This is a genomic window from Corallococcus sp. AB045 (assembly GCF_003668895.1).
Lineage (GTDB): Bacteria > Myxococcota > Myxococcia > Myxococcales > Myxococcaceae > Corallococcus > Corallococcus coralloides.
In genome coordinates, this window is the sequence record NZ_RAWN01000238.1 from 1 (window position 1) to 12,762 (window position 12,762).

The 12,762-nt window shown below is 71.2% G+C and carries 10 protein-coding genes and 2 pseudogenes; 5 read left to right on the forward strand and 7 right to left on the reverse strand.

Features of this window, described 5'->3' with window-relative positions; genetic code table 11:
• A pseudogene (locus D7Y21_RS35900) lies at positions 1-193 on the reverse strand (hypothetical protein); the annotation flags it as partial.
• Positions 194-265: 72 nt separating this feature from the next.
• Between D7Y21_RS35900 and D7Y21_RS35905 the strand changes: the two are divergent.
• Positions 266-2,494: a serine/threonine-protein kinase gene (locus D7Y21_RS35905; RefSeq protein ID WP_121718086.1), complete on the forward strand. Its 2,229-nt coding sequence runs from the start codon at positions 266-268 to the stop codon at positions 2,492-2,494.
• On the opposite strand, the gene D7Y21_RS35910 is transcribed toward D7Y21_RS35905, so the two are convergent.
• Entirely contained in the window at positions 2,491-2,823 is a 333-nt protein-coding gene (locus D7Y21_RS35910) for a rhodanese-like domain-containing protein (RefSeq protein WP_121718087.1), read from the reverse strand. The genes D7Y21_RS35905 and D7Y21_RS35910 overlap by 4 nt on opposite strands.
• Positions 2,824-2,924: 101 nt before the next feature.
• Here D7Y21_RS35910 and D7Y21_RS35915 point away from each other — a divergent pair, with 101 nt between their 5' ends.
• On the forward strand, positions 2,925-3,308 hold the full coding sequence (locus D7Y21_RS35915; RefSeq protein WP_120566413.1) for an iron-sulfur cluster assembly accessory protein: 384 nt from the start codon (positions 2,925-2,927) through the stop codon (positions 3,306-3,308).
• Between the two features lie 84 nt (positions 3,309-3,392).
• Here D7Y21_RS35915 and D7Y21_RS35920 read toward each other — a convergent pair whose 3' ends face one another.
• From D7Y21_RS35920 to D7Y21_RS35930, 3 genes are read right to left on the reverse strand one after another with little or no spacing between them, the layout of a single operon-like run.
• Positions 3,393-3,911, reverse strand: coding sequence for an acyl-CoA thioesterase (locus tag D7Y21_RS35920; protein WP_120581020.1), 519 nt, complete (start codon positions 3,909-3,911; stop codon positions 3,393-3,395).
• Positions 3,912-3,947: 36 nt separating this feature from the next.
• Positions 3,948-4,697, reverse strand: a complete 750-nt coding sequence (locus tag D7Y21_RS35925) for a deoxynucleoside kinase (protein ID WP_120566415.1) — start codon at positions 4,695-4,697, stop codon at positions 3,948-3,950.
• Positions 4,698-4,710: 13 nt separating this feature from the next.
• Positions 4,711-5,529, reverse strand: a complete 819-nt coding sequence (locus D7Y21_RS35930) for a glycerophosphodiester phosphodiesterase (protein ID WP_121718088.1) — start codon at positions 5,527-5,529, stop codon at positions 4,711-4,713.
• A gap of 159 nt (positions 5,530-5,688) precedes the next feature.
• Between D7Y21_RS35930 and D7Y21_RS35935 the strand changes: the two genes are divergently transcribed.
• The 3 genes from D7Y21_RS35935 (at position 5,689) to D7Y21_RS35945 (ending at position 10,791) form a co-directional block, all read left to right on the forward strand.
• Positions 5,689-6,729: a hypothetical protein gene (locus D7Y21_RS35935; RefSeq protein ID WP_120566417.1), complete on the forward strand. Its 1,041-nt coding sequence runs from the start codon at positions 5,689-5,691 to the stop codon at positions 6,727-6,729.
• 214 nt (positions 6,730-6,943) lie between these two features.
• A complete protein-coding gene (locus tag D7Y21_RS42420) occupies positions 6,944-9,826 on the forward strand; it encodes a serine/threonine protein kinase (RefSeq protein ID WP_199735560.1) in 2,883 nt (960 codons plus the stop codon).
• A 158-nt stretch (positions 9,827-9,984) separates the two neighbouring features.
• Positions 9,985-10,791 (forward strand): hypothetical protein, encoded by an 807-nt coding sequence (locus D7Y21_RS35945; protein WP_233591869.1) that lies wholly within the window; start codon positions 9,985-9,987, stop codon positions 10,789-10,791.
• A 76-nt stretch (positions 10,792-10,867) separates the two neighbouring features.
• Here the strand turns inward: D7Y21_RS35945 and D7Y21_RS35950 are convergent, their stop codons facing one another.
• Both D7Y21_RS35950 and D7Y21_RS35955 read right to left on the reverse strand, forming a co-directional pair.
• Complete coding sequence (locus D7Y21_RS35950) at positions 10,868-12,052, reverse strand: hypothetical protein (RefSeq protein WP_121718089.1); 1,185 nt, start codon at positions 12,050-12,052, stop codon at positions 10,868-10,870.
• Positions 12,053-12,074: 22 nt separating this feature from the next.
• A pseudogene (locus D7Y21_RS35955) lies at positions 12,075-12,762 on the reverse strand (hypothetical protein); the annotation flags it as partial.

Here is a 12,762-nt window from a genome sequence, read left to right on the forward strand (position 1 = left end):
CACCGGGGCGGGGGACGGCGGGGGTGAGGACGCCGTTCAGCTGGTCCTCCGCGTCCCGCCAGGACAGGGAGAGCAGCTCGCCGCGCCGCTCCACCTGGATCTGATCCGACGCGGGGGCCGCGGCGGCATGCAGGGCCAGCAGGCAGGTCATGACGACCCACCCCAGCAAGGTGGTCGTGCGGCTTTGCCTCATGGGCGGCTGTCCCCTAAGATGCGCTCCCCTGTCACCTTCCACCAAGCTTGCTCCCCCCGGGGAGTCCCCGGGATGAACCCTCAAGCATTCGGGAAATACCAGCTCCTCAAGAAGCTCGCCACGGGCGGCATGGCCGAAGTCTGGCTTGCGCGTCAGACCGGAATCGAGGGCTTCCAGAAGGAGCTTGTCGTCAAGCGCATCCTTCCGCACCTCGCGGAGGACCGCGAGTTCGTGGAGATGTTCAAGAACGAGGCGCTGATCGCCGCGCGCTTCAACCATCCGAACATCGCGCAGGTCTACGAATTCGGCGAGGCCAACGGCACCTATTACATCGCCATGGAGTTCATCCACGGCGAGGACCTGGGCCGGGTCATGCGCAAGGCCAGCGGGATGAACCAGTGGATCGCCCGTCCGCTGGCCATCCGCATCGTCGCGTCCGCGTGTGAAGGCCTCTACTACGCGCACAGCCGCAACGATGACCGCGGCCAGCCGCTCAACGTGGTGCACCGCGACATCAGCCCGCAGAACATCCTGATCAGCTTCGATGGTTCGGTGAAGCTGGTGGACTTCGGCATCGCGAAGGCCGCGGACCAGGCTTCGATGACGAAGTCCGGCGCCATCAAGGGCAAGTTCGCGTACATGGCGCCCGAGCAGGCCGCGGGCAAGCACCTGGACCGGCGCGCGGACATCTTCGCCATTGGCCTGGTGCTGTACGAGATGCTCACCGGGCACCGGCCGCTCAAGAAGGACTCGGAGCTGGCCACGCTGCAGGCGGCCATGGAGTGCTCCATCCCGTCCCCGTCCGAGGTGGCCGACGTGCCCCGGGACATGGACCACGTGGTGATGCGCGCCCTGGCCAAGAGCGCGGATGACCGCTACGACAACGCGCGCGAGTTCCAGACGGCGTTGGAGGAGCTGCTCGTCAACGAGCGCTGGCTCGTCACCTCCGGACAGATTTCGGAGCTGATGAAGACGCTCTTCGCGGATCGTCTGAACGAGGAGCTCCAGCAGGGCCAGTTCGTGCCCGTGGGAGAGGACTCCAACACCGCGCCGCCCCGGCCGCCCCCGGACATGAACTGGGACGCCCCGCCGGGTGAGTCGCCTTCGCAGTCGCGCGAGCGCTCGCGAGGCAACGCCACCCGCACGGGCGCCGCGCCCCGCCGCGCCACGGGCATGTCGCCCGCGCTGGCGGATGATCCAAACGAATACGACGCGCCGTCGCTCACCGGCGTGGAGCCGCAGCCCCGGCGCCGCTCCAGCGTGTCGGAGCCGGCGGTCCGGCGCGGCACGTCCGCCAGCAACCCGAACGCGACGCAGATTGCCCGCACGAACTCGCGCTCGGACCTGCGCAGCCAGTCCGTGGACGACGTCCCTCCGCCCCGGCGCACGGCGTCGCGCGCGGTGCCGGTGTCGGAGCAGCCCATGCGTTCGCGCTCGGGCGTGCACCGCATGGACCTGGAGGACGACGAGCGCACGCGCCTGCCGCCGCCGGACGATGATCCGGAGACGGAGCCCGCGCCCGCGCCGCCGCCCCCGCGCCGCCGCACCAGCACCAGCCAGTCGGCGGTGGAGCCGCCGCGCCGCCGCACCTCCAGCCGCGTGGACGCTCCGCGCGCGCGCCCGGTGGCCCCGCCGGTGGACGACGAGGACTCCGGCGAGCGCCGTCCGTCGCGCTCCAGCGGCCCCGCGCTGCCGGAGCCGGTGAAGCCCAGGGGCGGCAGCGTGCGCTCACTGGTGACGGTGGGCCTGGTCGTAGGCCTGCTCGCGATGGGCGTGCTCTTCCGCGAGCCCATCATGCTGGCGCTCACGTCCAAGGCCGCGGATGCGCAGGGCGTGTGGCTCACGGTGAACACCAACCAGCCGGTGAAGGTGTCCGTGCGGCACACGGAGCGCTGCAACAGCCCGGAGCCGGTGACGATGCTTGGCACCGCGCCGCTCACGCGCGTGCAGGGCGCCCACCTGCAGGACACGCTCATCCTGGAGAACGACGCCCAGGGCATCTACCTGGAGGACTCGGAGGAGCTCGCGTTCGGCCAGCCCGGTGAGCTGAAGACCTTCGAGCGCAGCTTCAAGGAAGGCACCCTCAAGCTGAAGATCACCCCCAAGGGGATGACCCCGGGCCTGACGGTGTACCGGAACAACCAGATGATGGGCAGCGCCAGCACCACGCTCAAGCTGATGGAGGGCAAGCAGCGCCTGGAGCTGCGAGGCAAGCAGCTCAAGGAGCCCGTCGCCTTCGAGGCCACCATCAAGGCCGACGAGACGACGGACCTGCCGCTGGACCTGGCCTCCGCGCTCTAGTAGCGCGGCAGGGCAGGGTCCACGGTGCGCGAGTACAGGTCGATGCCGCCCTGGAGCGACACGGCCTCCAGGCCCCGGTCGATGAGGTACGCGGCGCCGTCCAGGCTGCGCACCCCGTGGTGGCAGTAGACGACCACGGGGCGGCCCCGGAAGGACTCCAGCTGTTCGTGGAAGTCCTCCAGCTCCGGCAGGGGCATCAGCACCGAGCCGGGCAGGGCCACCCACTCGTGCTCGTGCGGGAAGCGCACGTCCACCAGCACGGGGCGTGACTCGGAAGGGCCGGCCAGGCGCCGGGCCAGCTCGGCGGGGGTGATTTCAGGGATGGGCATGAGGGTTATCTTCTGTTGAGCCGGGAAGGGGCCCGTCAGGTCCCTTGGCTTTTCAGGCGCCAGGGCGTTATGAGGCGCCGTCTACGAGGAGATTGAAGCACATGGATACTTCTACCGCCGTCACCGGCTCCACGCCGGCCTCCCAGCCCGCCGCCTCCGCGTCCGTCGTCCTGACGGCCGCCGCCATCGCCCAGGTGAAGACGGTCATCCAGGCCCAGGGCTTCCAGGGCTACTTCTTCTCCATCCGCGTGGTGCCCTCCGGCTGCAGCGGCCTGGGCTACGACCTGAACCTCGTCAAGGAGACGAAGGCCGGCGACCAGACCTGGGAGCAGGATGGCGTGACCATCGCCACCGACGCGCTGAGCGCCCAGTACCTCGCGGGCACGCACATCGACTACGTCACCAGCATCACCGGCGCGGGCTTCAAGTTCGAGAACCCCAACGCCAAGTCGTCCTGCGGCTGCGGGACGTCGTTCACCACCTGAGCCGCTGTCGCTGATTCAGGATGGATGAAGGGCCGGGATGGGACGCCAGGCAGGCGTGCCCCCGGCCCTTCGTGCGTCCAGCCCTCAGGCTCCGGCCACGGGCTTCATCACCTTCATCCAGTTCTGCTCCCCCTGGCCGCGGTTGCGGCGCTGGGCGCGGCGGGCCTCGGCCTCCTGGAAGGCCTGGCGCTCCGCCTCCGACTCCAGGAGCAGCGGCGGCACGGGCACGCCCTTGCCGTCCTGGCCCTGCGCCACGAAGGTGAGCAGCGCGCTGGTGGTGAGGTGCCGCTCACCGGTGAGCGGGTTCTCCGCGTGCACGGTGACACCCACCTCCAGCGAGGTGCGGAACGCCGCGAGCACGCGCGAGTGGAGGAGGGCAATCCAGCCCACGCGGATGGGGGCGTGGAAGTGCAGGTCGTCCATGGACGCCGTCACCACGACCTGACGGCAGTGGCGTTGGGCGGCCACGGCGCCGCAGATGTCGATCCACTGCATCACCTTCCCGCCGAACGCGGCGTTCAGGTTGTTGGCGTCCGGGGGGAGGATGAGCTGCGTCATCACCACTTCGGAGTCGCGCGGGCTCTTGGGGCTGAGGTCGTGCATGGCGCCGCCGAGCGTCGCACGAGAGTTGGCGCCGCGTCAGGCCAGGAATGCGGAGACGCGGTCCATGAACTCCTCGCGGCCCGCGCCCTTGCGGATGTCCGACTTGGAGACGTCCACCACCAGGCACTCCACGCCGTACTTCTCCTGGAGCACCTGGGGGAAGCCCGCGTAGTAGCCGTTGAGGCCCTTGAGGAAGGGCCGCCCGATGCCCTTCTCCTCCGCGCGGCCGCGCGTGCGGATGCGCTGGAGCAGCACCTCCTCCGACGGCACGTCGAAGCAGATGACCTTGTCCGGCCGCACGATGTGGCGCGACAGCCGCTGGAAGTACTCGTAGTACAGGTCCAGCTCCGCGTTCGTCATGTGCCCCAGGCCGTGCAGGTACTTGGCGAAGATTTCCGGGTCCTCGTAGAGCGTGCGGTCCTGCACGCAGCTCTTCCTGACGGAGTGGATGAGCTCGTGGTGCTCCACGCGCCGGATGAGGAACTCCAGCTGCAGCGTGAACGACCACCGCGACATGTCGCCGTAGTAGTCACGCAGGAAGCGGTTGTCGATGACGGGCTCGTCGAAGAGCTCGAAGCCGAAGCCCTGGCTGATGAGCTTCGCGGCCGTCGTCTTGCCCGCGCCGATGTTGCCCGCGAGCGCCACGAAGCGCTTGGCGCGCGGCACCTTCACCTTGAGCGTGTTGCGGGCGGCGGGCTTCGTTGCGGCGTCGGCCGGGGGCGGCGCCTTGGTCGAGGGCTCGGTGCGGGACGTCGCCGGACGCGCGCGGGCGGTGGAGCGGGGCATGGAGCCCGAAGGCTTAACCCGGCTTTCCAGAGGCGTCCATTCGCTGGCGGAGCAGGTCCGGCCGGTCGGTCATGATGCCGCCAATGCCTTCCTGAATCAGCCGGTCCATCTCCGCCGGATCATCCACCGTCCACACGTTGATCCACTTGCCGCGCTCGGCCGCGGCCTTCAGCAGCACGTCGTCCACCAGCCGCACCTCGCCAAAGTACAGCGGCATGTCGAGCACGCTGTAGCGCGCGTCCTCCGGCGGCGCCTCGCCCGCCTTGAGCGCCAGGACAAACGCGGCCAGCGCGTCGCGCGGGTAGAAGTGGCACGCGTCGGGCAGCTGTTCGTGCAGCCGCTCCGCGATGACGTCCTGCTCGCTGCCCAGGCAGACACGGCCCAGGGCTGCCTCCTCGGTGAGCAGGCGGGCGAGCACGGCTTCCGCGCCCGGCACGTCCGGCTTGAGCTCCACGTTGAGGCGCAGGGCCGGGAAGGCGCGCAGCACCTCGCGCAGCGTGGGCAGGCGCACGCCCTGGCCGCGAAAGGGGAAGGTGCGGCCGTCGTCCGGCGTGAAGCGGTGGCCCGCGTCCAGCTTGCGCAGCTGAGCCAGCGTCAGCGCCGCGAGCGGACCTTCCCCGTCGGTGCAGCGCTCCAGCGTGTCGTCGTGCGCGACGATGACCTCGCCATCGCGCGACAGGTGCACGTCCAGTTCCAGCATGTCCGTGCGGTGCGTGTGGACGGCGCGCTGGAAGGCCTCCAGCGTGTTCTCCGGCGCGAGCAGCGCTCCGCCGCGGTGCGCGATGTGGAGCGTGGGCTTCAGCCCATTAAGAAATGTGTCGCGCGGCAGCATGATCCACCTATTCCTGAATTGACGACGATGTCACGGACAGGGCCTCGGTCCGTTCCTTGCCGGCCCTACTGACCCACCGGTATAAAGGCCTGAATCCTCAGCCCGACCGGCGTCGGAACTCAACCACCTCGGCGCCCTTCACCCCCCGGAGAATTTCATATGGAACTGCGCACGAAGCTGGGCGCTGCGGCCCTCCTGGCTGCCGCGGCGATGGCCACCGCGGCCGGCTGTGGCGGTCGTGACGACGACAACCCCACTCCCACCCCCGACGCCGGCTGTACGGGCGTCTGCAGCACCGACGCGGGCTCTGACGCGGGCACTGACGCGGGCACCGGCGACGCGGGCACCGCCAACCAGATCGCCGCGGCGCGCAAGCTGTCGTTCGGAAACAAGGCGACGCTGCGAGACGTGGTCATTTCGGGCGTTCACTACGAGAAGCTGGGCACCGGTGCGGAGTGGCGCTCGTACTTCTGGGTGACGGATCCGGCCGCCCCGAAGGAGGGCCTCTTCATCCACAAGTTCTACACGGACACGCCGAACACGTACCACCCGCAGGTCGGCGACACCGTGGACATCGTGGGCTACTTCGGCACGGAGGCGAACTACGAGCCGTTCACCGGCCGCCGTCACCGCCTGGCCAACCAGCGTGACCCTGCGGTGCCGCTCGCCATCACGCCCAAGACCGTTGACGCGGGCGTCGACGCCCGGCCGCCGGCCAACGAGGTGACGGCGGAGGATCTGCAGGCGTCGCTCGCGGCGGCCCAGAACAGCGCGGCCTACCTGGGCACGCGCGTGCACCTGGCGGGTCCGCTCACGCTGACCAACCCGCAGCCCACCCAGTTCCAGCGCCTGGACAACGAGGACGCAGGCACCCTCTACTACGGCTTCGAGGTCACCGGCGGCATCCTCGTCTACCACGACAAGACCCGCTCCCGGACCTTCAGCGACGGCGGCACGTTCGAAGGCTGCGACTTCCAGAAGGCGGCCCTGGATGGCGGCGCGGTGACGTTCCCCAACGGCATCTCCGGTGTCTGGGATACCTACACGTTCGCGGGTTGCACGAACGGCAGCTCCGATATCACCGGCTGCGGCGACAACGACCGGGACAGCGGCGTGCCGGGCACCAACCAGCGCTACACCTACACCATCATCCCGCAGGGCTGCGAAGACCTGCCGGGCGAAGTGGCGGCCCCCGAGTAATCCGCCTTCCGCCTGACGCTTTCACCCTCCGCCTCCCAGGGCCCTCATGCCCTGGGGGGCGGTCGTGTTTCAGGGGCCTGAAAGTTCGCGTGCCCCGCAGGGCCTGCCTAGAGTCCGACGCCGGGCGGGTCGGACGGCTCCCCCCGGGGCGGGAATGCAGGTAGGCTCCGGACACGCTTCAAAGTTCCACCCGCGGCCCACACCTTCCACGTCCTTGAGCTCGCCCCAGACGGCCACCCCGTTCGGCAAATACCTGCTCATCAAGCGCCTCGCGCTGGGCGGGATGGCGGAGCTGTTCCTGGCGCACAAGCCGCCGGACCCCACGCTGGTGGTCATCAAGCGGATCCTCCCGTACCTCTCCGAGGAGCCGGAGTTCGTCCAGATGTTCCTGGACGAGGCGCGCATCGCCGCCCAGCTCCATCACCCCAACATCGTGCAGGTGCACGAGCTGGGGATTGAGGGAGACAACATCTTCATCTGCATGGAGTACGTGGAGGGCGTGGACCTGCGCCGCGTGCTCGCGGAGGAGTTCAAGTTCGGCGCGTCCATGCCGTACGGCGTCGCGGCGAAGATCTGCGCGGCCATCGCCGCGGGCCTGGACCACGCGCACTTCAGCCGCGGCGTGGATGGGCGCCCGCTGGAGCTGATCCACCGGGACGTCTCTCCGCAGAACGTGATGATCTCCTACGACGGGCGCGTGAAGCTCGTCGACTTCGGCATCGCCAAGGCCGGCGCGTTCATGGAGCGCAGCAAGCCGGGCGTCATCAAGGGGAAGTTCCTCTACCTCTCCCCCGAGCAGATTTCTCAGGAGCGGCTGGACCACCGGGCGGACATCTACGCCCTGGGGGTGATGCTCTACGAAATCACCACCGGCAAGCAGCCCTTCCACCGCCCCACCACGGAAGGCATCCTCTACGCCATCCGCTACGAGGAGGCGACGCCGCCGCACCTGGTGCGCCCTGACTATCCGGAGGCGCTGTCGCGCATCGTGATGCGGTGCCTGGTGAAGGACCGCACCCTGCGCTACCAGCGCGCCTCCGACGTGCGCGACGACCTGGCGGCGTTCCTCGCGTCCGGCGTGCTCAAGCAGAGCCTGGACGTGGCGCAGTACATCGCGCGGCTGTTGGGGGAGAAGGAGGAGCGCACCGTGCTCCACATCCCCCCGGCGAAGCGCGCGGGCCGGCACGAAGCCACCCTGCCGCTGCCGTCCCTGCGCACGCCGTTGCCGCCTCCGGTGCCGGATTTGCCGGAGGACACCGCCGCGCGCACGCTGCCCCTGGCCGACGCGGAGGACACCGCCGCGCGCACGCTGCCCTTGTCCGACGTGGAGGACACGTCGTCGCGCACGTCGCCGCTCGACGAGGACACGGGCGCGCGCACCCTGCCGCTGGGCGGGACTGCGTCGCAGCCCCGGGGGCCCTCGGCGCTGACGCCCGTGGGGCTGGTGGCCCGGCCTCCCGCGCGCAGGCCCACGGCGGAGGCCGCGGCGCTGCGCGCCTGGGACGCGGAAGAAGGGGAGCCGGAGACGCAGATGGCGCGGCCGCGCGACCTGCCCTCGGGCCACGACGACGACGACGATGACGGCGAGTCCACCGCGGTCGGGACGATGCCCGGCGCTCCCTCGCCGCGCCGCCACCTGGAGCCAGTGTTCGAGGCGGAAGCCTGGGACGAGGAGGAGGCGCAGGAGGAGGATGACGAGGGCGACTCCACCGTGCCGCTGCGCGCGCGCCGTCCCCGGCCCGTCGCGCCCACGCCCGCACCGGCGCGGCGCGGCCCTCCGGAGGCCACCGCGCGCTCCGGGTCGGGAGAGCGGGGCGGGGGAGACCGTTCGCGGCGTCCGTCGTCCGGCGTGGCCATGCCTCGTGGCGCGGGTGCTGGGGATGATCCGTTCGCGCCCACCGCGCGTCGCACGCCGGAGGGACGCGCCACGACGCCGCCCCCTGGCCCGCGCCGGCCGGGCATGGCGTCCGCCAATGACAGCCGCTCCGAACCGCTGTCCTCCGGTCCCCGCCGCATGGGAGACGACGGCCGGTCCGAACCGCTGTCCTCCGGTCCCCGCCGCATGGGAGACGACGGCCGGTCCGAACCGCTGTCCTCCGGTCCCCGCCGCATGGGAGACGACGGCCGCGTGTCTCAGCCTCCGGGCCCGCGCCGGGGCGGCTCCGCGTCCAGCGACGCGAACCGCTCCGCCCCGTCCGGAAACTCCGGGGCTCGCAACGTCCGCCCGCCGCCGCGGCCGTCACCCGAAGACGACGAGCGCTTCAACACCGACCCGGGACCCTCCGGGGTGAGCCTCACGGACCCGACGCCCGTCACGACCGGAGACCCGGACGACGACGAGTCCACCATCGGGTTCCAGGCGCCGCGAAGGCCGCCGCCCCGGCGGGCCGTGCGCGCGCCCGTCGACGAGGACGAGGACTACGACGACGCGGGGCCCGACACGCTCGACGCCTCCCGGTCGCCCCGGCGCTCGCGCGCCATCGTGGTGGTGGCGGGCGTGGTGCTCGTGGCCGTGCTGGGCCTGGGGCTCGCGTGGATGATGGGCCTCTTCAGTCCGGAAGCGCAGGCACCCCCCGCGCCCATGAGGGGGCCTCCAGCGGGAGGCCCGGCGCGGCCCGGTCCCCAGGGAACGGCCCCCGTGAAGGCGCCCACGCCACCCGCTCCTGTTCCGGCCGAAGCCGCGCCGCCGAAGCCCGCTGAACCCGCCCTCGCGGACACCGCCGCGCGGCAGCCCGTTGAACCCGCCCTCGCGGACACCGCCGCGAGCCCGCCAGACTCAGGACTCGCGGTGGCCGCGGCGGGCACCGAAACCGCGGCCCCGCCGGCCGTGGAGATGGCGGCCCCGGCCAAACCGGCCGAGCCCCCACCCCCCGCCACCGTGGAGGTCCGCTTCGAGGCCCCGGTGCGCACCGTGCTCGGCCGGCCGGGGGGCGGAAAGCTGCCCATCAACCAGGTGGTCGCCCTGGCTCCCGGCCCGCTTCGTGTCCAGTACACCTGCCCGGGAAGACGTGCACCTCGGGGCATCGAGACCTACAACGTCCGACCTGTAACCGGGGAACTCCAGACGCTCCGGGTCCCATGCCGCAGGCGACGCTAATTGGCACGGCGACTTACGCGTATGCGGCATCCGCACCCCCCGGAGGACACGTAGGACCGGGTACGCTTGAGTGCCCTTAAGTCGTTGGAATTCCTTGGTTTTCCACCAAGCGGGCGCGTTTACACATGTCAGAGGGGTCCGTAGACTCCGGCCCCTCTATGGCTCGCGCGAAGAAGCAGAAGAACATCATCCGACAGAGGACCTACCCCGCGGGGAGGGTGGCCCGGCAGCTCCCGGTCGCCCCAGAGCCCAACCGACTGGTGAAGGTGTGGCGGCGCGTATTGGAGCGCCGGCTGCGCACGAGGCTGCGGGGGAAGGTGGCGGTGGAGATCCACGACAACACCCACACCATGCTGACGTTCCAACGCCAGCGGGCGCTGTGGCGGCTGAGGCTGCACCACATGTTCCTGGCGGCGCCGGACGACGTGCTCCAGGCGCTCGCGAGCTTCGTGCGCAAGGGGGACCCGGACGCCAGCGCGCTCCTGGACCGCTACATCGAGCGCAACCGCATCTTCATCCGCCGGCTGTCCCCGGCGCAGATGCGCAAGCGGCTGCGGCTGTCCCCGGTGGGGCGCTACCACGACCTGGCCCGCATCTATGAGCGGCTCAACGAGCGCTACTTCCAGAGCCGCATCGACGCGGCCATCACCTACGGGCCGGCGCCCCGGGTGAAGGGGCCTCGCAAGAGCATCAAGATGGGCTCGTACTCGGCGGACTCGAAGGTCATCCGCATCCACCCGGCGTTGGATCAGCCGCTGGTGCCCCGGTACTTCGTGGAGTGGATCGTCTTCCACGAGATGCTGCACCACGTCTACCGCGCCCGCCGGGGCGAGGACGGCCGGCGCTGCATCCACCCGCCGGAGTTGATGGAGCACGAGAAGCGCTTCCACGACTACCAGCGGGCGCTCGCCTGGGAGCGGGAGAACCTGGACCTGCTCCTGTGCGCCCGCACGGAGCAGCTCTGAAGCAAGCGGGCCCGCTCCCGGGGCGCCTTCGAGGCGTCCGGGGCGCGGGCCCTCTCCTGACGGCTCAGGGGCACCGTCAGGGCAGGATGAGGCCGCCAGGGCTGCGCCGCTCGCCCGTGGGGGCGGCAGGAGGCGCGTCGGGGGCCGGGGCGCCCTGCGCCGCCTGGGCCTGGGCACCCGCCGCGGCCAGGACCAGGACCTTGGCGAAGAGTGTCTCCGCGAAGAGTGAGAAGGGCTCGTCGAGCCCTTGGAAGAGGCGCCGCGCCTCGCCCCTGGCGATGTCCGCCTGGAGAGCCCGCCCGGTCGTGTCGAAGAAGGCCGCCATGCGCCACAGGCGGCGTGCGTAGCGCTGGCGCACCTCCGGCGTGAAGAAGGCCCTCGCCGCGTCCAGCACGCGCTGCCGCATCTGTTCCTGGCGCTGGGGCCCGCTCAACGCCAGCGGGCTTCCGGCCAGCGCCTGCACCTGCTCCATCAGGCCCCGCACCTCCGCATCGGGTGGCACCCACTCGGCGATCTCCGGCGTCGCGTGGAGCTGATCGCCCTCCAGGGCGCGGCGCACGTCGTCGGGCTCGGGGGCGGGAAGGGGCTCGGGCTCCTGGGGCTGGACACCGTGGTGGCGCAGCGCGGCCTCCAGGTCCGGCGGGAAGGGCGTGCGGGTGCGCAGGTTGAGGGCCGCGGCCTCGGCGAGCAGCCGGGCTCCCTCCTCGCGGGAGACCTCCATGCCGAAGCCGTTCTTCAGCGCGTGCTTGAGGATGCGGCGGATGTCCCCCCGGCTCTGCTCCGTGCGGGTGAGCTCCAGCACGCCCTGCTCATCCGACGCGATGACCTGGAGCAGCTCCACGCCGCCGCGCACCACGCGCGTGAGCAGCAGGCCGTACTGCCCCGCCGACGACACCACCGTCACCAGCGTGGGCAGCGTCTCCGGGGCCGGAGCCGGGGGCGCTTCTTTGGGCGCTTCCTGCGGGGTCACGCCGCGCGAGCGCAGCCGGTAGAGCGCCTTCTTCGCGGCCTTGGCCAGCGGCTTCACCGACGAAGCGGACAGGGCCTCCGGCAGCGCCGCCTGTCCCTCAAGCACGGCGGCCTCCAGCACCGCGCCCGCCAGGGCCTCGGGCAGGGCCTCCACGGCCGAGGCGGTGGCGCCACCCACGTCGTCCACGAGCTTCCGGGCCTGTGCGACGTCCGCCTCCGGGAAGGCGGGCAGGGGCGTGCCGGCTCGCAACGCATCCAGCAGGGGACGGGGCTCGGTGGAGGCAGGGCTCATGCGCCGGTTTCTACTTCACGCCCTACCGCCGCCGCACCAGCCAGCTCCCTCCGCTCTGTCCCACGATGACCAGTTCCGACTGGAGCCGGGCGCCGAAGACGCGCGACGGATGCGCCCCGCGCACCAGGAAGTGGTCGTACCAGCTGCCCTGTGTCGAGTAGTTCATCTCCTGCGGCCGCCACTCGGAAGGGAAGGTGGGCGGCACCTCCCCCCGGTAGCGCAGCGGCGAGTGGGGCGTCGTGGCGAAGGTGAAGTTGGGCACCCCGCCGCGCTCGCGCGCCACCACCGCCGCGGCGTGGATGAAGACGGGGAAGCGCACCACGCTGGAGCGCGGGTCGAACACCAGCCCCATCACCTTCGGCCGGTTCGCCGCCAGTTGGGACAGCGCCTCCAACTCGCGGGCCTCCTGGGAGAAGCGCTGGAAGCCGCGCCCCATCACGAAGGCCAGCAGCAACGCGCTCGCCGCCGCCGCGAGCCCCAACGGACGCCGCCAGTCCGCGCGCGCGGCCGGCATGCTCGCCACCAGCAGCGCCGCGGCCAGGTGCGCGTAGCGAGTGTTGAGGTAGTAGACGTACCCCCGGATGTCGAAGGGCAAGAGGAAGTACAGCGCCAGCGCCAGCACCCCCAGACCCAACAGCCGCCAGCGCGCCAGCGGGCCCTCGCGGCGCGTCCCCGGCCCCACGAGCCCCAGCACCCAGCCCGCCACCGCC

Excerpts from the sequence above, each read along its gene's own strand:
- D7Y21_RS35905 (WP_121718086.1), top strand. The coding sequence starts at position 266 with ATGAACCCTCAAGCATTCGGGAAATACCAGCTCCTCAAGAAGCTCGCC.
- D7Y21_RS35910 (WP_121718087.1), bottom strand. The coding sequence starts at position 2,823 with ATGCCCATCCCTGAAATCACCCCCGCCGAGCTGGCCCGGCGCCTGGCC.
- D7Y21_RS35915 (WP_120566413.1), top strand. The coding sequence starts at position 2,925 with ATGGATACTTCTACCGCCGTCACCGGCTCCACGCCGGCCTCCCAGCCC.
- D7Y21_RS35920 (WP_120581020.1), bottom strand. The coding sequence starts at position 3,911 with ATGCACGACCTCAGCCCCAAGAGCCCGCGCGACTCCGAAGTGGTGATG.
- D7Y21_RS35925 (WP_120566415.1), bottom strand. The coding sequence starts at position 4,697 with ATGCCCCGCTCCACCGCCCGCGCGCGTCCGGCGACGTCCCGCACCGAG.
- D7Y21_RS35930 (WP_121718088.1), bottom strand. The coding sequence starts at position 5,529 with ATGCTGCCGCGCGACACATTTCTTAATGGGCTGAAGCCCACGCTCCAC.
- D7Y21_RS35935 (WP_120566417.1), top strand. The coding sequence starts at position 5,689 with ATGGAACTGCGCACGAAGCTGGGCGCTGCGGCCCTCCTGGCTGCCGCG.
- D7Y21_RS35945 (WP_233591869.1), top strand. The coding sequence starts at position 9,985 with ATGGCTCGCGCGAAGAAGCAGAAGAACATCATCCGACAGAGGACCTAC.
- D7Y21_RS35950 (WP_121718089.1), bottom strand. The coding sequence starts at position 12,052 with ATGAGCCCTGCCTCCACCGAGCCCCGTCCCCTGCTGGATGCGTTGCGA.